This is a genomic window from Kitasatospora sp. NPDC048407, from assembly GCF_043200475.1.
Lineage (GTDB): Bacteria > Actinomycetota > Actinomycetes > Streptomycetales > Streptomycetaceae > Kitasatospora.
Map to the genome: position 1 here is coordinate 1 of NZ_JBICXW010000004.1, position 20258 is coordinate 20258.

Annotated in this window: 18 protein-coding genes and 3 tRNA genes; 20 read left to right on the plus strand and 1 reads right to left on the minus strand. The window is 71.4% G+C overall.

The features are described 5' to 3' along the window. Positions 1-294 precede the first annotated feature (294 nt). The 8 genes from rplU to ACGFWJ_RS10130 all read left to right on the plus strand — a co-directional run bounded on the left by rplU (position 295) and on the right by ACGFWJ_RS10130 (position 7628). Positions 295-612, plus strand: a complete 318-nt coding sequence (gene rplU, locus ACGFWJ_RS10095; RefSeq protein ID WP_099899174.1) for a 50S ribosomal protein L21 — start codon at positions 295-297, stop codon at positions 610-612. Positions 613-651: 39 nt separating this feature from the next. Next, positions 652-909, plus strand: coding sequence for a 50S ribosomal protein L27 (gene rpmA / locus ACGFWJ_RS10100; RefSeq protein WP_014135732.1), 258 nt, complete (start codon positions 652-654; stop codon positions 907-909). A 100-nt stretch (positions 910-1009) separates the two neighbouring features. Continuing rightward, the gene (gene obgE / locus ACGFWJ_RS10105; protein WP_392947272.1) at positions 1010-2470 is read left to right on the plus strand and encodes a GTPase ObgE; all 1461 of its coding nucleotides are present in this window, start codon (positions 1010-1012) and stop codon (positions 2468-2470) included. 309 nt (positions 2471-2779) lie between these two features. Further along, the gene (gene proB, locus ACGFWJ_RS10110) at positions 2780-3916 is read left to right on the plus strand and encodes a glutamate 5-kinase (RefSeq protein ID WP_392947275.1); all 1137 of its coding nucleotides are present in this window, start codon (positions 2780-2782) and stop codon (positions 3914-3916) included. Between the two features lie 80 nt (positions 3917-3996). Beyond that, positions 3997-4446, plus strand: coding sequence for a hypothetical protein (locus ACGFWJ_RS10115; RefSeq protein WP_392947278.1), 450 nt, complete (start codon positions 3997-3999; stop codon positions 4444-4446). Between the two features lie 73 nt (positions 4447-4519). Continuing rightward, positions 4520-5836, plus strand: coding sequence for a glutamate-5-semialdehyde dehydrogenase (locus ACGFWJ_RS10120; protein ID WP_392947281.1), 1317 nt, complete (start codon positions 4520-4522; stop codon positions 5834-5836). A gap of 72 nt (positions 5837-5908) precedes the next feature. Further along, positions 5909-6478, plus strand: coding sequence for a hypothetical protein (locus ACGFWJ_RS10125; protein WP_387643107.1), 570 nt, complete (start codon positions 5909-5911; stop codon positions 6476-6478). Positions 6479-6566: 88 nt separating this feature from the next. Then, the gene (locus ACGFWJ_RS10130; protein ID WP_392947284.1) at positions 6567-7628 is read left to right on the plus strand and encodes a hypothetical protein; all 1062 of its coding nucleotides are present in this window, start codon (positions 6567-6569) and stop codon (positions 7626-7628) included. A gap of 17 nt (positions 7629-7645) precedes the next feature. Here the strand turns inward: ACGFWJ_RS10130 and ACGFWJ_RS10135 are convergent, their stop codons facing one another. Beyond that, the gene (locus tag ACGFWJ_RS10135) at positions 7646-8719 is read right to left on the minus strand and encodes a M48 family metallopeptidase (protein WP_387643109.1); all 1074 of its coding nucleotides are present in this window, start codon (positions 8717-8719) and stop codon (positions 7646-7648) included. A 198-nt stretch (positions 8720-8917) separates the two neighbouring features. Between ACGFWJ_RS10135 and ACGFWJ_RS10140 the strand changes: the two genes are divergently transcribed. The 12 genes from ACGFWJ_RS10140 (at position 8918) to ACGFWJ_RS10195 (ending at position 20228) form a co-directional block, all read left to right on the plus strand. Beyond that, positions 8918-9118 carry a hypothetical protein gene (locus ACGFWJ_RS10140; RefSeq protein ID WP_387643110.1) on the plus strand — a complete coding sequence of 67 codons (201 nt, stop codon included), beginning with the start codon at positions 8918-8920 and terminating at the stop codon, positions 9116-9118. Between the two features lie 185 nt (positions 9119-9303). Next, positions 9304-9453, plus strand: coding sequence for a hypothetical protein (locus ACGFWJ_RS10145; protein ID WP_387643111.1), 150 nt, complete (start codon positions 9304-9306; stop codon positions 9451-9453). A 102-nt stretch (positions 9454-9555) separates the two neighbouring features. Continuing rightward, complete coding sequence (gene nadD, locus ACGFWJ_RS10150; RefSeq protein WP_392947286.1) at positions 9556-10221, plus strand: nicotinate-nucleotide adenylyltransferase; 666 nt, start codon at positions 9556-9558, stop codon at positions 10219-10221. Positions 10222-10238: 17 nt separating this feature from the next. After that, positions 10239-12479 (plus strand): LytR C-terminal domain-containing protein, encoded by a 2241-nt coding sequence (locus ACGFWJ_RS10155; RefSeq protein WP_392947288.1) that lies wholly within the window; start codon positions 10239-10241, stop codon positions 12477-12479. A 224-nt stretch (positions 12480-12703) separates the two neighbouring features. Continuing rightward, entirely contained in the window at positions 12704-13141 is a 438-nt protein-coding gene (rsfS, locus tag ACGFWJ_RS10160) for a ribosome silencing factor (RefSeq protein ID WP_387643114.1), read from the plus strand. Then, positions 13138-13785: a histidine phosphatase family protein gene (locus tag ACGFWJ_RS10165; RefSeq protein WP_392947971.1), complete on the plus strand. Its 648-nt coding sequence runs from the start codon at positions 13138-13140 to the stop codon at positions 13783-13785. The genes rsfS and ACGFWJ_RS10165 overlap by 4 nt, the downstream gene beginning before the upstream one ends. Positions 13786-13932: 147 nt before the next feature. Further along, a tRNA-Ala gene (locus ACGFWJ_RS10170) sits at positions 13933-14005 on the plus strand. Between the two features lie 38 nt (positions 14006-14043). Beyond that, positions 14044-14116: transfer RNA gene (locus tag ACGFWJ_RS10175), tRNA-Ala, on the plus strand. Positions 14117-14295: 179 nt separating this feature from the next. Then, positions 14296-14368, plus strand: a tRNA-Ala gene (locus ACGFWJ_RS10180). A 92-nt stretch (positions 14369-14460) separates the two neighbouring features. Beyond that, positions 14461-15753 carry a tetratricopeptide repeat protein gene (locus ACGFWJ_RS10185; protein ID WP_392947291.1) on the plus strand — a complete coding sequence of 431 codons (1293 nt, stop codon included), beginning with the start codon at positions 14461-14463 and terminating at the stop codon, positions 15751-15753. A 381-nt stretch (positions 15754-16134) separates the two neighbouring features. Beyond that, on the plus strand, positions 16135-19008 hold the full coding sequence (gene leuS / locus ACGFWJ_RS10190; RefSeq protein WP_392947294.1) for a leucine--tRNA ligase: 2874 nt from the start codon (positions 16135-16137) through the stop codon (positions 19006-19008). Positions 19009-19451: 443 nt separating this feature from the next. After that, positions 19452-20228: a hypothetical protein gene (locus ACGFWJ_RS10195; RefSeq protein WP_387643117.1), complete on the plus strand. Its 777-nt coding sequence runs from the start codon at positions 19452-19454 to the stop codon at positions 20226-20228. The last annotated feature ends 30 nt before the right edge of the window (positions 20229-20258 follow it).

The window sequence follows — 20258 nt, forward strand, 5'->3', positions numbered from 1 at the left end:
CCGCCGCCCCCGCCGCCCCCGCCCCCCCCCCCCCCGCCCCCGCCCGCCCCCCCCCCCCCCCCCCCCCCCCCCCCCCCCCCCCCCCCCCCCCCCCCCCCCCCCCGCGCACGGCCCGGTTTGTCTTCGGCTGGACCGGTCCGTATTCTTGACCCTCGGCGTGTTGACGCCATGCTCCTGAGCACTTCACCTCCCGAATGAGAGCCGGTTCCGGCTCTTTCCGGGGGAGGCAGCCTGTGTCCATACCCAGGCCGCTGGCATCGGGAGTTCCGACCGAGTTAGGAAAGTAGGTACCGCATGTACGCGATCGTTCGCGCAGGCGGCCGCCAGCACAAGGTCGCCGTGGGCGACGTGCTGGAGATCGACCGTATTGACGCCAAGCCGGGTGACTCGGTCGAGCTCTCGACCATCCTCGTCGTCGATGGTGAGTCCGTCACCTCCGACCCGTGGGTGCTCGGTGGCGTGAAGGCGCACGCCGAGGTCGTCGACCAGACCAAGGGCGACAAGATCGTCATCCTGCGCTACAAGAACAAGACCGGCTACCGCCGTCGTCAGGGCCACCGCCAGAAGCACACCGCGGTGCGCATCACCAGCATCGACTCGGTCAGCAAGTAATCACACTTACTGCGGTCTTCCTAGAAAGGGGATAGCCAGATGGCACACAAGAAGGGTGCGAGTTCCACTCGCAACGGTCGTGACTCGAACGCCCAGCGCCTCGGCGTGAAGCGCTTCGGCGGTCAGGTCGTCTCCGCCGGCGAGATCATCGTCCGCCAGCGTGGCACCCACTTCCACCCGGGCGCCAACGTCGGCCGTGGCGGCGACGACACCCTGTTCGCGCTGACCGCCGGTGCCGTCCAGTTCGGCAACCGTCGCGGCCGCAAGGTCGTCAACATCGTGGCCGTCGAGGCCTGAGTCTGCACAGACTCGCTGTGAAGGGTGGGCCGGGACTATCCGGGCCCACCCTTTGCGCTTTACCTCAGGAACACCTTTTTCTTTCGCACAGGAGGCACTCATGACCACCTTCGTGGACCGCGTCGAACTGCACGTCGCCGCGGGTAACGGAGGCCACGGCTGCGCCTCCGTGCACCGCGAGAAGTTCAAGCCGCTCGGCGGCCCCGACGGGGGCAACGGCGGCGAGGGCGGCTCGGTGACCCTGGTGGTGGACTCGCAGGTCACCACCCTGCTCGAGTACCACCACTCGCCCAAGCGCAAGGCCACCAACGGCAAGCCCGGTGCGGGCGGCCACCGCACCGGCGCCGAGGGCCAGGGCCTGGTCCTGCCCGTCCCGGACGGCACCGTCGTCCTCGACCGCCAGGGCAACGTGCTGGCCGACCTGGTCGGTCACGGCACCACCTTCGTCGCCGCCCAGGGCGGCCGCGGCGGCCTCGGCAACGCCGCGCTCGCCTCCGCCCGCCGCAAGGCCCCCGGCTTCGCGCTGCTCGGCGAGCCCGGCGAGGCCCGCGACATCGTGATGGAGCTCAAGTCCGTCGCCGACGTCGCGCTGGTCGGCTACCCGAGCGCCGGCAAGTCCTCGCTGATCTCGGTGCTCTCCGCGGCCAAGCCGAAGATCGCCGACTACCCGTTCACCACCCTCGTCCCCAACCTCGGTGTGGTGACCGCCGGCGAGACCGTCTACACGATCGCCGACGTGCCCGGCCTGATCCCCGGCGCCAGCCAGGGCAAGGGCCTCGGCCTGGAGTTCCTGCGGCACGTCGAGCGCTGCGAGGTGCTCGTCCACGTCCTCGACTGCGCCACCCTGGAGCCGGGCCGCGACCCGCTCACCGACCTCGAGACCATCGAGGACGAACTCGCCCAGTACGGCGGCCTCGAGGACCGGCCCCGACTGGTCGCCCTCAACAAGATCGACGTCCCGGACGGCCAGGACATCGCCGACCTCACCCGCGCCTCGCTCGAGGAGCGCGGCTACCGGGTCTTCGAGGTCTCCGCGCTCGCCCACAAGGGCCTGCGCGAACTCTCCTACGCGCTGGCCGAGATCGTCTCCGCCGCGCGCGCCGCCAAGCCGGTCCAGGAGAACACCCGGATCGTCATCCGCCCGACCGCCGTGGACGACGCCGGCTTCACCATCGAGGAAGAGGACGGCGCGTTCCGCATCCGCGGCGTCAAGCCCGAACGCTGGGTCCGCCAGACCGACTTCGCCAACGACGAGGCCGTCGGCTACCTCGCCGACCGGCTCGCCCGCCTCGGCGTCGAGCAGCAGCTCTGGAAGGTCGGCGCCAAGGAGGGCGACACCGTCATCATCGGCCCCGACGAGAACGCCGTGGTCTTCGACTGGGAGCCCACCATGGCCGCCGGCGCGGAGATGCTCGGCCGCCGCGGCGAGGACCACCGCTTCGAGACCCAGCGGCCGGCGGTCGACCGCCGCCGCGAGAAGCAGCGCGGGCGGGACTCGGCGGAGCAGGAGTACCTCGACTTCGAGGCGCTCAGCTCCGGCCGGGAGCAGCTGGAGCAGTAAAGAGTGGCTGTCAGCAAGGTCGCGATCAACGGCAAGTGATTGTCGGGGGCGCGACCTTGTTGCTTGGTGCCTTCCGCTGCGCGCGGTTCTCCCCCAGCCCCAGGGTCTGTCCGGTCGATCTTGTCGGATCAGCGCGCGGCGTCGGGCGCCCGGCAAGATCGGCCGGACAGACCCCAGCGGGCCGGGAGGTACCCCCACGCGCCCCTGGTGGTGCGGTTTCCGTCTCACGCCTTGCGCCGATTTCGTACCGTGTCTGCCGAATGGCTACATTGCGGGCGTACAGGACGTCGTGTCGGAAGGGTCGGACTGATGGTGGATCAGTTGCTCCGCGAGGAGGTCGTCTCGGCGCGGCGGATCGTGGTGAAGGTCGGATCGTCGTCGCTGACCACCGCTGCCGGCGGGCTGGACGCGGACCGGGTGGATGCCCTGGTGGACGCGTTGGCGAAGTCGCGGACGGGCAAGGACGCGCCGGAGATCGTGCTGGTCTCGTCGGGTGCGATCGCCGCCGGTCTGGCGCCGCTCGGGCTGGAGAAGCGGCCGAAGGACCTGGCCCGGCAGCAGGCGGCGGCCAGTGTGGGGCAGGGCCTGCTGGTGGCCCGTTACACGGCGTCGTTCGCGCGGTACGGGGTGCGGGTCGGGCAGGTGCTGCTGACCGCGGAGGACGCCAGCCGGCGGGCGCACTACCGCAACGCGTTCCGGACGCTGGAGCAGTTGCTGACGATGGGCGCGATGCCGATCGTCAACGAGAACGACACGGTGGCCACCGCCGAGATCCGGTTCGGCGACAACGACCGGCTGGCGGCGCTGGTGGCGCACCTGGTGCGGGCAGATCTGCTGGTGCTGCTGTCCGACGTGGACGGCCTGTACGACGGCGACCCGTCGAAGCCCGGCAGCAGCCGGCTCGACGTGGTGCGCGGCCCGGCGGACCTGGCCGGGGTGGAGGTCGGCAGCGCCGGCAAGGCGGGCGTCGGCACCGGCGGCATGGTGACGAAGGTGGAGGCGGCCCGGATCGCCACCGGTGCGGGCATCCCGGTGGTGCTGACGGCGGCGAGCCACGCGGCCGACGCGCTGGCCGGCCGGCCCACCGGCACGCTGTTCCTGCGTACCGGCAGCCGCTCCGCGGACCGGCTGCTGTGGCTGGAGCACGCGTCCACGCCGCGCGGCACGCTGACCCTGGACGACGGGGCGGTGGCGGCGGTGGTGCACGGCGGGAAGTCGTTGCTCCCGGCCGGGGTGACCGGGGTGGACGGGGAGTTCACCGCGGGTGATCCGGTCGACCTTCTTGGCGAAAACGGTCACATCGTCGCCCGCGGACTGGTCAACTTTGATGCGAGGGAGTTGCCCCGTCTGCTCGGCCGGTCCACGCGAGAACTGGCCCAGGAGCTCGGTGCCGCGTACGAACGCGAGGTCGTCCACCGCGACGACCTGGTCGTGCTGCGCGGCTGAGCGCGGGCGGCGGGCCCGGTACGGGGGGTGGGAGCAGCGGGCCGGGGGGCCCGCGCGACACGCTGAATGGGAGGCCGCCGGTGGTTCGCAGGCGGGAGGAAGCGCTGCCGGGGACGTCCGAGCGGCGGCTCACCAGCATCGAGGGCGGCCGGGGCGTCGAGGAGCAGGAGGGCGTGCGGGAGCCGGAGCAGGGCCGGCTGTGGCACGTGGTGCTGAGTGTGGCCGGGGCGGCGACGCCGCTGCCGGAGCTGCGGGCGGCGCTGGAGAAGCTGGCGCACGACCATTCCTTCTTCCTGACGGCCCGTTACGCCGCCGACCACGCCGAGGTCCGGTACTGGGAAGAGGCGCGGGACCTGCACGACGCGGCGGCGATCGCGCTTCGGCTGTGGGGCGAGCACAAGGCCAGCGCGAAGCTCCCGGCGTGGGAGATCGTCGGCCTGGAGGTGGTGGACCGCCCGACGTACCACAAGCGGGTCGCGGAGGGCTTCGGTGGACCGCTGCCGCAGCTGGGCGGGGTGCACCCGTACTGACGGACGGGGCGCCGCGTCTCAGCGGGCGAAATGTCCGCCGGGGCGGGGTGGGTGTCTCGCTAGGCTTGGTGCCATGAGCGACCTCACCGCCACCTCCGACAGCCCCGTCCTCGCCGCCGCGCGCCGTGCCCGGGAGGCGGCCGCCGCCCTGGCGCCAGTGCCGCGTTCGGTGAAGGACGCCGCGCTGCTGGCGATCGCGGACGCGCTGGTCGCCCGGGCCGGTGAGATCACCGCCGCCAACGCCGAGGACGTCGACCGGGCCCGCGCGGCGGGCACCGCCGAGTCGGTGATCGACCGGCTGACGCTGAACCGGGACCGGATCGCCGCGATCGCCGCCGACGTGCGCAGCGTGGTCGGCCTGCCCGACCCGGTGGGCGAGGTGGTGCGCGGCTACACCCTGCCGAACGGGCTGGACGTGCGCCAGGTGCGGGTGCCGCTGGGCGTGGTCGGCATCATCTACGAGGCCCGGCCGAACGTCACGGTGGACGCCGCCGCACTCTGCCTGAAGTCCGGCAACGCGGTGCTGCTGCGCGGCTCCGGTTCCGCGTACCGCTCCAACACGGCGCTGGTGGAGGTGCTGCGCGAGGCGGTCGCCGGGGCGGGCCTGCCGGCCGATGTGATCCAGCTGGTGCCGGGCGAGAGCCGCGAGTCGGTGCAGGAGCTGATGCGCGCCCGCGGCCTGGTCGACGTGCTGATCCCGCGCGGCGGCGCCTCGCTGATCCGCACGGTGGTGGAGGGCTCCACCGTCCCCGTGATCGAGACCGGCACCGGCAACTGCCACGTGTACGTGGACGCGCAGACCGACCTGGCGATGGCCGTCGGCGTGCTGCTGAACTCCAAGGCCCAGCGGGTCAGCGTCTGCAACGCCGCCGAGACCCTGCTGGTGCACCAGGACGTCGCGGACGCCTTCCTGCCGCTCGCGCTGACCGCCCTCGCCGAGGCGGGCGTCACCGTGCACGGCGACGACGCGGTGCTGAAGGCCGCCGAGGGCACCGGCGTGACGGCCGTCCCGGCGACCGAGGAGGACTGGGGGACCGAGTACCTGTCGCTGGACCTGGCGGCCGCCGTGGTGCCCTCGCTGGAGGCCGCCGTGGAGCACATCCGCCGCTGGTCGTCCGGCCACACCGAGGCGATCGTCACCACCTCGCAGGCCGCCGCCCGCCGCTTCACCCAGCTCGTCGACTCCACCACGGTGGCCGTCAACGCCTCGACCCGGTTCACCGACGGCGCCGAGTTCGGCTTCGGCGCGGAGATCGGCATCTCCACCCAGAAGCTGCACGCCCGCGGCCCGATGGGCCTGCCGGAGCTGACCAGCACCAAGTACATCGTCACCGGCGACGGCCACGTGCGCGGCGAGGCCCGGCAGACCGTCGGCGGCTTCGGCAGCTGAATGCCGCGGGCGTCACATACCCGATCGGCCCGACCCACAGACAAACGCCCCGGCCGGTAATACATTGAATCCGTGGCTGAGGATGTGGGGGGCTCGCCGTACTCCGACGGCGCCGACCATGGTGATGCGGACGACGAGTTCGCCACCGTGGTCTTCGACGAGAGCTTCGTCCGCTCCGCCGCCGTGCACGAGCCGAGCGCCCGGGAGCGGCAACTCGCCGCCGCCGAGACCAGGTTCGAGCCGGATCAGGCCGGTGCGGCCCGGAGCTACGAGTTCACTTCCGGGAGCGAGGTGCTGCCGCTCGAGCTGCGCCCGCTGCCCGGCGGGCTGGACGAGGACCGCTTCTACCCCGACCCGTGGTCGGGCGGCGACCGGCAGCACCGGCGCACCCGCCGCTCGCGCCTGCGCGCCTTCGACCCGCTGCGCGGCGGGTCGGTCGCCCAGCAGCGCTGGCACCGGCCGGTGGCCTGGGTGCTTGCCCTGGTGATGGGCATCGGTGTGGTCGCGCTGGCCGTCGCCGCCGTGTACCGGGGCGTCGGCAACGCCCCCGAATCGCCGGCCCGGCCGTCCAGCGGAACCAGCAGCCCCAGCACGACGCCCTCGGTGCAGCCGCCCGTGACGGCGGCCGTTCCGGCGGGCTGAGCGGGCCGCTCCGCCGATCACCGGTCGTGGCGGTCTCGTTACCCGCGCCCCTCTCGTCGCGCGCGGCGGGCGAGCCTACCCTGGTCTCATGGGTGACCGGCGCGAGCCTCCCGAGGGCACGCCCGAAGGTGGCTCCAACGATGACGAGTTCCGGTCCGTCGTCTTCGACGAATCGTTCGTGAAGGCTGCCCGGATCCAGGAACTGTCCGCGCAGGAGCGGCTGGCCGGCGCGTTCGGCCGGGCCACCCGGATGCGCGGCTGGGGCTGGTTCGGGTCGTTGCCGCGGCAGGCGGTGATTCTGCTGCTGCTGGTGGCGATGGCGTTCGCCGCGGCCGTCTACTTCGGTGTCAGCTCCCCGCACGGCCAGGCCGTGCCGCCCAGCGGCGCCCAGCTGACGTCGGTCGTCACCCCGCTCAGCCCGTCCGCCACGGTCGGTGCCGTCCCCGACCCCGCCCACCCGTTCGCCGCGCTGCCGACCGGCTACGCGGACGGCCAGGGCGGCTTCAACATGCCGCCCGCCTCGTCCACCGCGCACTTCGGCGGGACGGACGTGCAGCGCGCCCTGGACTCCGTCCAGCACTACCTGGTGGTCTCCGAGCTGACCCCCGCCACCCTGACCGCCAACGAGACCGGCCAGGTCCGCGAGCTGCTCACGACCGGCGAACTCGCCCAGTACGACGACAGCGTCAACACGCCGCGCGACGACCAGCACCACGCCGCCACCGGCTGGATGGTGCGCTTCGACCCCGGGCAGGTCGCCCTGGCCACCGACACCGTGAAGGTCAACGGCGCCGTCCAGGTCGGCGAACTCGACCCCAGCACGCTGGAGATCACCGCCGACCACACCCTGGTCTACGCGCTGCGCCCGGCCGGCACCACCAGCGACCACTCGGTCACCCTGTACTCGGTGCGCCGGGAGGTGCGGATCGACATCGACCGGGCCGACCTGGACGCCGGACGCGTCCGGGTGGTCGATTCCATCGTCCAGGCCGGGCCCACCGGCTGCGGCACCGTGCAGAGCGACTACCTGCAGCCGATGCTGGCCACCGCGGCGGGCGTCCACCCGAGCACCCCGCCCGCCGTGAACCCGGCCGACCACAGCCGGCCGGCCTGGCAGACCTGCGGGGTGCTCGGGCCGATCACCCGCTGAGCCGCTTGTCGGACCGGTCAGTCCTGCTTCTCGCCGGTGCCCGCGCTGCTGCCGTTGCCGTTGGTGCGGCCGGCGCCGGTGAAGGTGTCGCGGAGCTTGCCGCCGACCGTGCCGACGCCGTTGGTGAGGTCGCGCAGCAGCCCCATCAGCGGGTCCTTGCTCTCCTTCACCGACTGCGAGTACGAGTCCGCGGCGGCCTTCCACTGCGCGCCGATCGAGGTGTCCGGGTCGTCACCGCGGCGCGGGTACGCGCCCGCCATGATCGAGCGGTACTCCTCGCTCTCCGCCCACTTCTTCAGCTGCGCCACCCGAACCACCGCGAACGGGTGGGTCTGCGGCAGTACCTGCAGCAGCTTCAGCACGCTGTCGCGCAGGTCGCCCGCCTTGTCGTACTCCGCGGCCTGCTCCAGGAACGCGTCCACGTTCATCTCGGCCATGTGCGCGCCGCCGGCGAGCTTCATCAGGCCGCGCATCGACGCCTGCAGGTCCTGCCCGGCCAGCAGACCGGCCCGGTCGCTGGAGAGCTCGGCCTTGCGGAACCACTCCTTGAGTGCGGTGATCACCGCGGTGATCGCCAGGTTGCCCAGCGGCAGCCAGCCGATCCGGGCCGCCAGGTTGGTGAGGATCAGCAGCATCGTCTGGTACACCGCGTGCCCCGACATCGCGTGACCGACCTCGTGGCCGATCACCGCGCGCAGCTCTTCCTCGTCCATCAGCTCGATCAGGCCGGTGGTCACCACGATCACCGGGGTGTCCATGCCGATGCAGTACGCGTTGACCTTCGGGTCCTGGGTCACGTACAGGTCCGGGACCTTCTCCAGGTCCAGCACGTACGCGGCGTCCCGCACCATGTCGTACAGCTCCGGGAACTGGCGCTCCGAGGTCTTGACCGCCGTGGCCAGGAACAGCAGCCGGACGCTGCGCTCGGACACCAGGCCGGCCAGCTTCTTCAGGATGTCGTCGAAACCGCTCAGCTTGCGCAGCGCCACCAGCCCCGAACGGTCCGCCGGGTGCTCCCAGGCACGGGTGGAGATCTCCGGGAACCGCTGGCGGCGGCGGCTCGGCGCGTTGCCCTTGGTCATGTCGGTCATTGAGTACCCTCCTGGATCGACGCCGGCACCGGCTCCCGTGGCCGGCCCCCGCTGCTTTCCCTTAACGTCGCTGTGTCCGCACTCGTCCCCGGGCGCCACGGTACGCCGTCCGCCCGCACCGTCCGGGCGGGGTGTGGGGGCGGGAACGGCGATAAACGGGTCTACCCTGGCTGTGCCGTACCGAAAAGGAGCCCCGTGATGTCCCCTGCCGACCTGGTCCAGCTCGCCGGACCGATCTCCAGCGAGAACGGCCCCGGCCTGTTCCTGAGGATCATCCTGATCGCCTCCTTCGTCGGAGTCGGCCTGCTGATCTGGGCGATCGCCCGGGCCGGCCGCGACGGCGCCAAGCGCGACGCCGAGCGCGAGCGGGCCCGCGCCGAGGCGGCCGAGCGGGGCTGAACCCCGACCCGGTGAGCCCCAGGTCATGAGCCCCACGACCTGGCGGTGGCCAGGGACGACTCACTGGTGGTCAGACGCGGTGGGCCGCCGCGCGGTTGCGTGTCAGGCCCCCGTACGATGAGCCCCGCGGGCCGCACGGTCCGTGACCGCCTGGTCCTCACCGAGCCGAGAAGGTCCCGCCGATCATGACCTCTGCTGCCCTGCCCGCCCTCGCCGTCCTCGCCGAGGAGGGCGGAAACCACGACAGCCTCAACCCCTTCCTGACGGGTGGCGCGGCGCTGGCCATCCTGCTGCTGCTGCTGTTCGTCACCACCCGCTTCAACCGCGACCGCTGACCCGGTCGCGCCGCCGCCCGGCGCGGCGGGTGGACACGGAGTGCCCCGGGCCCGCAACGGGCGGAATCCCCGGGACACCCGGTTCGCGTAAGGTGTGGCGCCATGAGAGAGCAGGTCGACACCTCCGGGACGGACGCCGCGCAGGGCACCCCAGCGCCGGCCAGTGCGCCGCGCGGGCGACGCCGGCTGGGAGTGATGGGCGGCACCTTCGACCCCATCCACCACGGACACCTGGTGGCCGCCAGTGAGGTGGCCAGCGCCTTCCACCTGGACGAAGTGATCTTCGTCCCGACCGGGCAGCCCTGGCAGAAGTCCAACCGGCAGGTCTCGCCGGCCGAGGACCGCTACCTGATGACGGTGATCGCCACCGCCGAGAACCCGCAGTTCTCGGTCAGCCGGATCGACATCGACCGCCACGGCCCCACCTACACCGTCGACACCCTCCGCGAGCTGCAGGCCCTGCACCCCGACGCCGAACTCTTCTTCATCACCGGCGCGGACGCCCTCGCCCAGATCATCTCCTGGCGCTCCTCCGAGGAACTCTTCGACCTCGCGCACTTCATCGGCTGCACCAGGCCGGGCCATACTCTCTCCGACACCGGCCTGCCGGTCGGCGGCGTCTCGCTGGTCGAGGTGCCCGCCCTCGCCATCTCCTCCACCGACTGCCGGATGCGAGTCGCCAAGGGCGAACCCATCTGGTACCTGGTGCCGGACGGCGTGGTCCGTTACATCCACAAGCGGGCGCTGTACGCGTCGGCCCGGCCTTGATCCCCGGGAGGGACCGCATGACCGGAACGTCCGACGACGAACAGTGGTACGGCCGCCAGCCCCAACCGCCCCACCAGCAGCAGCCCGGATACCACCCCCCGCAGGGATACCAGCAGCAGCCGCCGTACGAGCAGCCGCCGTTTGAGCAGCCGTATGAGCAGCAGGCGTACGAACAACAGCCTTACGAGCAGCAGGCGTTCGAGCAGCAGCCCGGGTACGAGTCGACCGGGTACGGGTCGTCCGGCCACGGGCAGTCCGGGTACGGCGGCCAGGGCGGGTACGGGCAGGCGGGCCAGGGGCAGTCCGGGTACGGGCAGCCCGGATTCGAGCAGCAGCAGGGGTACGGGCAGCAGGCGGGCCACGGGCAGCAGGGGCACGCACAGCAACAGCCGTACGGGCAGGCCGATCCGTACGGCGGGTACGACCCGCAGGGCGCACAGCAGGTCGGGCAGCACGGGGCGTACGTACAGGACCCGTACGGCGGCGACCAGTCCGGGCACGGGCAGCAGGCCGGGTACGCGCAGCGCGGCCAGGTGGCCCAGGGGTTCGAACAGCACGGGTACGGACAGCAGTTCGGCGGTCAGCAGGGGGCCGGGCAGCCGTCAGCCGGAGGGACGGCGGGCGACGCCTACGGGCAGCAGGCCCAGGACCCCTATTACGGACAGCAGCAGCCCGCGCAGGGGTTCTACCAGCAGCAGCCGCAGGTGCCGGGGCAGACGCTGGGTGCGCAGGCACCGGGTGGGCAGGTGCTCGACGGCCGGGTGGCTGAGGGGCCGGGGGCCGCGGGCCAGGGGACCGCTGGGCGGGTGCCGCCGCAGGCCGGGGTGGCCGGGCGGGGGGGCTCGTCAGTGAGTCCGGCCGCCGTGCCGACCGTTGCGGGGATGTCGCCCCGGGCGCGGGCTGCGGCGCCGGAGGCCGAGGCACTGTCCGAGCCGTCCGAACTGGTCGGCGGACGGGCAGCTGCTGCGGCCGCCCGGGCCAAGAGCGCAGTCGACGACTCCTACACCACGGGCGAGTTCAACTTCGTCGACGAGCAGACGGAGGACTCCGAGGACGCCATCGACTGGCTGAAGTTCGCCGAGTCCCGCAGCGAAGTCCGGGCCGAGCGGCGGCGGCGGCTGCGCAACCGGCTGATCGCGCTGCTGGTGGTACTGGCGGTACTGGCGGCCGGAGCGGCGGGTTACCTGTGGTGGTCCGGCGCGTTCTCCGGCGCGAACGACTCGACCAATGCGGCCGGCGGACGGTACGTCAACGTGGTGCACCTCCGCGAAAAGGGGGGCAAGGTCACCACCGCGCTGCTGGTCGACGACCAGGACGGGCGGAAGGCGACCGTGCTGCTGCTCCCCGACACCCTTCAGCTCCCCAGCAACGGCGAGACCACCACCACCACCGTCGGCCAGGCGATGGACGCCGTCGGTCTCTCCGCCACCCGCGACGGCCTGAACACCGTGCTGGGCGCCAAGGTGTCCGGCACCTGGCGGCTGGACACCCCCTACCTGCAGGTGCTGGTCACTCAGCTCGGCGGCATCAAGGTGGACACCAACGCCGAGGTGCGTGAGGAGAACAAGCCTGACGGCAAGGTGCTCGCCGCCGCCGGCAAGGACGTCCTGCTGACCGGCCCCGCCGCCGTCTACTACGCCACCCTGCAAGCGCCCGGCGAGGGCCGGGATGCCCAACTCGCCCGCTTCGGGCAGGTGATGACGGGGGTGATCAACGCGATGCCGGTCACCTTGGCGGATGCAACCGATGACGTGCACCGGATGATGTTCGTCCCCGACCCGTCGCTGCCGGAGAAGGCGCTCGCCGGCGTCCTGGTCAACCTCTCCAAGCAGGCGAAGGCCGGACACCTGGCCACCACCCAGCTCACCGTCAAGCCGGACGGCACCCTGGACGACGCCACCGCCGGCAAGCAGGTGAAGGACATCCTCGGCGGTGCCCTCGGCTCGACCAAGGGCACCGGTGGCGCCACCCGCGTCACTGTGATCAACGCCTCCGGCAACGACAAGGCGGCGCTGGCCGCAAAGGTGATCGTCAGCAACTCGGGCATGGAGCCGCTGCCGTCCACCGCTCAGGCCTCCGCGCAGGCGACCTCCGAGATCCGGTACACCGATGACGCCAAGAAGGATGCGGCGCGCACCCTGGCCATCAGCCTGGGGCTGTCGGACTCGGTGGTGAAGAAGGTCACCGACTCGCAGAACGCGGACCTGGTGCTGGTGCTCGGCAAGGACTACCAGCTGCCGCAGACGCCTGGGCAGTAGCCCGCCGGCTGCGCGGCCTGGCTGGAGGGCTTGGCTGCGCGGCGCGGGTGCGCGGCGTGGGTGTGAGGGCCGGCTGTGCGGCCTGGGTGTGCGGGCTGGGTGTGCGGGCTGGTTCAGGCGGCCCGGTTGTGCGGTCGGGGCCCCGGGGTGGAAATCACTCCGGGGCCCCGGCGCGTTCGTGAGATCCTGGGAAGGTATCCCCACAGCCGATCCGGAAGAGCATCGTGACCGTCACCGACCGAAGCCAGGAACTGATCACCGTCGCCGCGCAGGCGGCGGCCGACAAGCTGGCGCACGACATCATCGCCTTCGACGTCAGCGAGGTGCTGTCGATCACCGACGCCTTCCTGATCGCCTCCGCCGCCAACGACCGCCAGGTCCGCGCGATCGCCGAGGAGATCGAGGACCAGCTGCGCGAGAAGCTCGACACCAAGCCGGTGCGCCGCGAAGGCGAGCGCGAGGGCCGCTGGATCCTGCTCGACTACCTGGACATCGTGGTGCACGTCCAGCACTCCGAGGAGCGCTCCTTCTACTCGCTCGACCGCCTGTGGAAGGACTGCCCCGAGCTGCCGCTCCCCGAGGACGCGCTGGCGACCCGCAACCGGCCCGAGAACGCCGTCACCGACGCCGCCGGTAACGCCGTCTCCGGGGGCGACCTCTGAGCCGCTCCGCGGCGTGGCCGCGCATCGTCCTGTGGCGGCACGGCCAGACGTCCTGGAACCTCGAGTCGCGGTTCCAGGGCACCACTGACGTCGATCTCACCGAGCAGGGGCTGTTCCAGGCGCAGCGGGCCGCCCGCCTGCTCGCCGCGCTCCGCCCCGACCTGCTGATCTCCTCCGACCTGACGAGGGCCCGGCGCACCGCCGCCGAGCTGGCCTCGCTCACCGGTCTGGAGGTGCACCACCACGAGGGTCTCCGCGAGACCTTCGCGGGGGAGTGGCAGGGGCTCACCAACTCCGAGATCCGGGAGCGGTATCCGGAGCAGTTCGAGGCCTGGGCCCGTGGAGAGCCGGTCCGGCGCGGCGGCGGTGAACTCTCCACCGAGGTGGCCGACCGGGCCGTCCCGGTGGTGCTGGACGCCGTTGACAAGCTGCCCGAGGGCGGCACCCTGGTGGTGGTCAGCCACGGTGGCACCATCCGCACCATGATCGGCCGACTGCTGGGCATGGAGTCGCAGTTGTGGGAGCGCTTCGGCGGTCTCTCGAACTGCTGCTGGTCGGTGCTCGGGCAGGACGCGCGCGGCTGGCGGCTGCAGGAGCACAACGCGGGGACGCTCCCTCAGCCGGTCATCGGCGACGAGACCTGAGGCACGACCTGAGGCGGTGTCGGCGGCGGGACCTGAGGGTTTCCCGGCCCGGATTTCACAGTTCCGGCTCTGACCAGCTAGAGTCTTCCTCGTTCGCAGCGACGAGGAACGCAGACGGGAAACCGGAGGCGAGAGTCGCGGAACTGCGGGGCTATAGCTCAGTTGGTAGAGCGATTGCATGGCATGCAATAGGTCAGGAGTTCGATTCTCCTTAGCTCCACTCCGCACCGATGGTCCGTGAGTGGTCGTCAGTGTTGCGGGGCTATAGCTCAGTTGGTAGAGCGATTGCATGGCATGCAATAGGTCCGGAGTTCGATTCTCCGTAGCTCCACAGCAGTTCCGCGAGGCCGCTACCCGAAAAGGGTGGCGGCCTTCGGTGTTCCCGGGGCCGGCCGCGGTGCGCCCGGAACGGATTAGGGCCTGGACCGTCGACCGTGTACAGTTGTCGATGTCGCCAAGGGAAACCGCGAGGAAAACCGCAGGTGACAGCAGTAGAAGTAGTAACAGCATGGGGCTATAGCTCAGTTGGTAGAGCGATTGCATGGCATGCAATAGGTCCGGAGTTCGATTCTCCGTAGCTCCACAGTAGACCGAAGGCCGTCCCGCGAGGGGCGGCCTTCGGTCGTTCCGCCGCCTCCTCTGCCGCACGGGGCGCAGGGCGGCTACCGTCGTGCCATGGCCGATCTGGCGCGAAAACGGAACGACGAGCTCGCCCGGATACTCCACCAGCTGGGATGGAGCCCGGAGCGGCTGGCCCGCGAGGTGAACGCGGTGCTGCCGCCCAGCATGGCAATCAGCTCGACTGCGCCCTACAAGTGGCGCGACCGGGGCATGGTGCCGCGCTCGCCGCACGACCAGGCCGTCTGCGAGGTCCTCGGCCGCAGTGTCGGCATCGCCGTCACGTACGAGCAGCTGTGGGGGCAGATGGGCTCCAACCGGGGCGCCAAGATGCTCTCGCCCCGGCTGCTGACCGACCCGTGGACGGCTGACACCGCGCAGACCGCGCTCCGCGAGGCCGGTGCGGACGGCGCACCGGTGCGGCTCACCGACCTGTTCCGCGGTGACGAGTTGGAGCAGGCGGCCCGGCACTGGGCCTCCCCGCCACCGCCCGTCACCGGCGGCGAGGGCGCCTTGCGGATCGCCCCCGAGCAACTGGCCGACCTGCGGCTCTCCTACGACTCCAAGCAGCGCCTGGAGCGCACCTACGGCGGCGGACTGATCCTTGATCTCGCGAAGGCCGAACTCGCGATGGTGGGGAAGCTGCTGGAGCTCGGCAACTACGACGAGCCGCTCGGCCGGGAGCTGTACGGGGCCGCCAGCAGGCTGGCCCGGCTGGTTGGCTGGGCGAACTACGACATGGGCAACGACGCCGCAGCGCAGCGAGCCTTCGTCGCCGCCCTGCGGGCCGCCCATGTCTCGGGCGACTCCCGGCTCGGTGTCGGCGTGGTCGGCTGCCTCGCCGTCCAGGCCACCTACAACTCCGGCGGGCGGGGTCTGGACCCGGTGGCGATGCTGTCCACCGCGCTGCGGGCCGCCGACGACGTGCTGACACCTTGTGAGCGGGCGCTGCAACTCGGCCGGATCGCCCGCGCGCACGGCCGCAAGGGCGAGCAGATCAGCGCCGAGGCGGTCGCCGAGCGGGCGATCCGGGTGCTGGAGGGCCTGGACGGGCACGACCAGGAACGCGCCGACCTGGAAGGCATGATCGGCGAGGGCTACCTGCTGCTCGGCGAGCACGAGCAGGCCCGCGGCCTGCTGCAGGGCGCGATCGAGACGCTCACCGCGGAACGCGCCCGGGTCAAGGCGCTGTTGATGGTGCGCCTTGCCGACTCCTACCGCCGCACCGGCGAACGCAAGGACGCCGAGCGCATCGCCGACCGGGCCCGTCAGCTCGCCGCCGGCATGCAGTCCGCCCGTGTGGCGCGGGCCCTGCGCGACTTCGACACCGCGATGCGGGCGGAGGCGTAGCGAGGGCCTGGACGGCCAGGCTGCCGGAGCAGGTGGACGGACTGGCGGCGTGGGCGGACGGACTGCTGGTGCGGGCGGGGGAGTGGGCGCGGGCATGGGCTGGGGCATCGGGGTAGGCGGGAAGGTGGCTTCGGGAGTGGGCGGGGGAGTGCGCCGAGACGAGATTGCGGGCGTGGTTGGGGGATTGACGCGGTGACGCGAAAGGGTGTTGAAGGGGTGCGGTACCCTGAGCCCATGCGAACTGTGCGCCTGCTTCTTAGCCAGCCGCGCTGACCAGGACCGGCTTGGGTGCCGGAGTCGGCGTGGCGTCCCCTCCTGTGGAGGGGTTTTCTGCTTTCTACGGCCTGTTCGCTGACTGATGACGATGGAGCCTGAAGGACCATGAGCGAGACGACCCCCGCTTCCGGCGCGGCCGAAGCCGCCACCGAGCCTTTCCGCTACGGCGCCGCGCTGGCCGCCGAGATCGAGTCCCGCTGGCAGGACCTGTGGGAGAAGGAGGGGACGTTCAACGCCCCCAACCCGGCCGGCCCGCTGGCCGACGGGTCGGCCGTCGCCGCGAAGCCCCACAGCTTCATCATGGACATGTTCCCGTACCCGTCGGGCGCCGGCCTGCACGTCGGCCACCCGCTGGGCTACATCGCCACCGACGTGTACGCCCGCTTCCAGCGGATGAACGGGCACAACGTCCTGCACACGCTGGGCTACGACGCCTTCGGCCTGCCCGCCGAGCAGTACGCGGTGCAGCACGGTGTGCACCCGCGAGTGTCCACCGAGGACAACATCGCGAACATGCGCCGGCAGCTGCGCCGACTGGGCCTGGGCCACGACTCGCGCCGCTCGATCTCCACGATCGACCCCGAGTACTACCGCTGGACCCAGTGGATCTTCCTGCAGATCTTCAACGCCTGGTACGACCAAGACGCCGACAAGGCCCGGCCGATCTCCGAGCTGGTCGCCCAGTTCGAGTCCGGCGAGCGCGAGGTGCCGGGCGGCCGCGCCTGGGCTGAGCTGACCGGTGTCGAGCGCGACGAGGTGCTGGGCGAGTACCGGCTGGCCTACTCCAAGGAGGTGCCGGTCAACTGGTGCCCCGGTCTGGGCACCGTGCTGGCCAACGAGGAGGTCACCGCGGACGGCCGCTCCGAGCGCGGCAACTTCCCGGTGTTCAAGTCCAACCTGCGCCAGTGGATGATGCGGATCACCGCCTACGCGGACCGCCTGATCAGCGATCTGGACCTGCTGGACTGGCCCGAGGCGATCAAGCAGCAGCAGCGCAACTGGATCGGCCGCTCCGAGGGCGCGCGGGTGGACTTCGGCGTCGGCGGTGACACCGTCACCGTTTTCACCACCCGCCCTGACACGCTGTTCGGTGCCACCTACATGGTGCTGGCCCCCGAGCACGCCCTGGTCGACACCATCGTTCCGGCCGAGTGGCCGACCGGTACCCGCGAGGAGTGGACCGGCGGTGCCGCGACGCCGGCCGAGGCCGTCGCCGCGTACCGCGCGGCCGCCGCCGCCAAGTCCGACGTGGAGCGCCAGGCCGACGCCAAGGTGAAGACCGGTGTGTTCACCGGTGCGTTCGCGGCCAACCCGGTCAGCGGCGAGCAGATCCCGGTGTTCATCGCCGACTACGTGCTGATGGGCTACGGCACCGGCGCGATCATGGCCGTCCCCGCGCACGACAGCCGCGACTTCGCGTTCGCGCAGGCGTTCAACCTGCCGATGCGCTGTGTCGTCCAGCCCACCGACGGGCGTGGCGAGGACCCGCACACCTGGGACGACGCCTTCGACACCTACGACTCGGTGCTGATCAACTCCGAGCGTGACGGCGTGTCGCTGAACGGCCTGCCCGTGGTCGATGCCAAGGCCCGGGTGACCGCCTGGCTGGCCGAGCAGGGCATCGGCGAAGGCACCGTCAACTTCCGTCTGCGCGACTGGCTGTTCAGCCGCCAGCGGTACTGGGGCGAGCCGTTCCCGATCGTCTACGACGAGAGCGGCGCGATGCACGCGCTGCCCGAGTCGATGCTGCCGGTCGAGGTCCCCGAGGTGGACGACTACTCGCCGCACACCTACGACCCCGACGACGCCGCGTCCTCGCCGAAGACCCCGCTGTCCCGCAACGAGGCCTGGGTCAACGTCGAGCTGGACCTGGGCGACGGCGTGAAGACCTACCGCCGCGAGACCAACACCATGCCCAACTGGGCGGGTTCCTGCTGGTACGAGCTGCGCTACGTCGACCCGGTCAACTCCAGCTCGGTCGTCGACCCCGCGAACGAGGCCTACTGGATGGGCCCGACCGCCGACAAGCCGGCCGGCGGCGTCGACCTGTACGTCGGCGGTGCCGAGCACGCTGTGCTGCACCTGCTGTACGCCCGCTTCTGGCACAAGGTGCTGCACGACCTGGGACACGTCTCCTCGGTCGAGCCCTTCCACAAGCTGTTCAACCAGGGCATGATCACCGCCGACGTCTACCGCGACGCCCGTGGCTTCCCGGTTCCCGCGGCGGAGGTCGAGGAGCGCGACGGCCAGTACTACTGGCAGGGCGAGCAGGTCCGCCGCGAGGCGGGCAAGATGGGCAAGTCGCTGAAGAACGCGGTCGCCCCCGACGAGATCTCCGACGAGTACGGTGCGGACACCCTGCGCCTGTACGAGATGGCGATGGGCCCGCTGGACGTCTCCCGCCCGTGGGACACCCGCGCCGTGATCGGCTCGTACCGCTTCCTGCAGCGGCTGTGGCGCAACATCGTCTCGGAGGTCACCGGCGAGCTGGTGGTGACGGACGAGGAGCCGGACGAGGCGACGCTGCGTGCGCTGCACAAGACGATCGACGGCATCCGCGGTGACATGGCCGGTCTGCGGTTCAACACCGCCGTGGCCAAGGCCATCGAGCTGAACAACTTCCTGGTGAAGCGCGGCTCCACCCCGCGTCCGGTCGCCGAGCAGATCGTCCTGCTGATCGCACCGCTGGCGCCGCACATCGCCGAGGAGCTGTGGCGTCGACTGGGTCACGAGCAGTCGCTGGCCTTCACCGACTACCCGGTGGCCGACCCGGCCTACGTGGTCGATGAGACCGTGACCTGTGTCGTGCAGATCAAGGGCAAGGTCAAGGCCCGCCTGGAGGTCTCGCCGTCCATCTCGGACGCCGAGCTGGAGGTGCTGGCCCTGGCCGACCCCACCGTGGTCGCGGCCATCGGCGGCGCGGAGGTGCGCAAGGTCATCGCCCGCGCTCCGAAGCTGGTGAACATCGTCACCGGCTGACGCCACCTCTGCTGAGGCGTCGCCAGATCGGCAGGGCCGGTTGCCCCGGATTCGGGGTGGCCGGCCCTTCGCCGTCCACGGGGGTGGGAGAGCCGGTTCCCGGACAAGGGGGAGGGGGAGGGCGCGCCAGGCCCGTGGGATGCGTTGGGTCCCTCGGGCTCCTTGCGCTCCTCCGATTCGTCGGACTGGTCGGACGGGCTGGAAGCGGTGGAAGGCCTCGAACAAGGTGGCTCCGTTCTTCGTGAATGGTTTGACGGGTAGCGCGTACTGGCGGTCTCCGGGTGATCGCTTGGGGGAAATCCCTGAGCTGTCCCTGATCTCAGGTCTCCAGGCGGTTGAAGGCCTGCTGTCCATTGCCGGGCCGAGCTACGGTGGAGACCGGTGGACAGGGCGGGCCGCACTCGGCGGACCGCCGCCTGTCACGGGCGGAAGGTGGGCTCCCGATGGAAGCGCTCGGTATCGTCGTAGCGCTGGTCGCGCTGCTCGGCGTGACGCTGTTGGTGATGGCAGTGGTCGGGACGGTCAAGGCGGTGAAGGCCGTGGCCGCCAAGGTCGATCGGCACAGCTCCAACGCCCAGCGGGCAGTGGAGAACGCCGCCCTCAGGGCGAAGAGCATCACCAAGCCGGGTGACCAGGGAAAGATCGCCGGCCTCCGGCTCTCCCTGCGCACCGCGCTGGACTCGACCCGCCAGGTCCTGCAGGGCGGCCTCCCGCAGGATGGCCAGCTCGGCGACTCGCTCCAGCTCCTTGCCCGGCTCGACTCGCACGCCGCCGAACTCGACGCGGAACTGCGTCTGCTGGAGCGTGAGCCGATGACCGGCCGGGTCACCGCCAAGCTTCCGGAACTGCGCGAGCGTGCCGAACGGATCACGCACTCCGCGGACTCCCTGCGTTGGGCCGCCCAGGACCGCATGCGCCGCTTCGCCGACGACGAGCTCGCCCGCCTCAGTAAGGAATGCCAGGACGAGGCCGGTGCGCTGCGGCACTGGACTCCTGCCGAGCCCGCCGCCGACCGTGACTCCGAATTCGCCGCCGACTCTGTCTCCGCGGCCAGTGCCCGGAGCGCTGCCTCCGCCGATCACCCCGCTGACCGCCGGAAGGGAATCGGTACCGGACGCCAGAGCAGCGCCGAAGAACTGCTGGGGTTGGCTGCCGAGCCGCTCTCCCGCCTCGCCGACCGCCTGCGCAAGCCGAACCCGGCCGGACCCAACCACCCCTGACCCCGCGCCACGAGTGGTTTCTGTCCGTGC

Excerpts from the sequence above, each read along its gene's own strand:
- obgE (WP_392947272.1), top strand. The coding sequence starts at position 1,010 with ATGACCACCTTCGTGGACCGCGTCGAACTGCACGTCGCCGCGGGTAAC.
- ACGFWJ_RS10135 (WP_387643109.1), bottom strand. The coding sequence starts at position 8,719 with ATGACCGACATGACCAAGGGCAACGCGCCGAGCCGCCGCCGCCAGCGG.
- ACGFWJ_RS10185 (WP_392947291.1), top strand. The coding sequence starts at position 14,461 with ATGGCCGATCTGGCGCGAAAACGGAACGACGAGCTCGCCCGGATACTC.
- ACGFWJ_RS10130 (WP_392947284.1), top strand. The coding sequence starts at position 6,567 with ATGGGTGACCGGCGCGAGCCTCCCGAGGGCACGCCCGAAGGTGGCTCC.
- ACGFWJ_RS10145 (WP_387643111.1), top strand. The coding sequence starts at position 9,304 with ATGACCTCTGCTGCCCTGCCCGCCCTCGCCGTCCTCGCCGAGGAGGGC.
- ACGFWJ_RS10120 (WP_392947281.1), top strand. The coding sequence starts at position 4,520 with ATGAGCGACCTCACCGCCACCTCCGACAGCCCCGTCCTCGCCGCCGCG.
- ACGFWJ_RS10195 (WP_387643117.1), top strand. The coding sequence starts at position 19,452 with ATGGAAGCGCTCGGTATCGTCGTAGCGCTGGTCGCGCTGCTCGGCGTG.
- leuS (WP_392947294.1), top strand. The coding sequence starts at position 16,135 with ATGAGCGAGACGACCCCCGCTTCCGGCGCGGCCGAAGCCGCCACCGAG.
- ACGFWJ_RS10140 (WP_387643110.1), top strand. The coding sequence starts at position 8,918 with ATGTCCCCTGCCGACCTGGTCCAGCTCGCCGGACCGATCTCCAGCGAG.
- ACGFWJ_RS10155 (WP_392947288.1), top strand. The coding sequence starts at position 10,239 with ATGACCGGAACGTCCGACGACGAACAGTGGTACGGCCGCCAGCCCCAA.
- rplU (WP_099899174.1), top strand. The coding sequence starts at position 295 with ATGTACGCGATCGTTCGCGCAGGCGGCCGCCAGCACAAGGTCGCCGTG.
- nadD (WP_392947286.1), top strand. The coding sequence starts at position 9,556 with ATGAGAGAGCAGGTCGACACCTCCGGGACGGACGCCGCGCAGGGCACC.
- rpmA (WP_014135732.1), top strand. The coding sequence starts at position 652 with ATGGCACACAAGAAGGGTGCGAGTTCCACTCGCAACGGTCGTGACTCG.
- proB (WP_392947275.1), top strand. The coding sequence starts at position 2,780 with ATGGTGGATCAGTTGCTCCGCGAGGAGGTCGTCTCGGCGCGGCGGATC.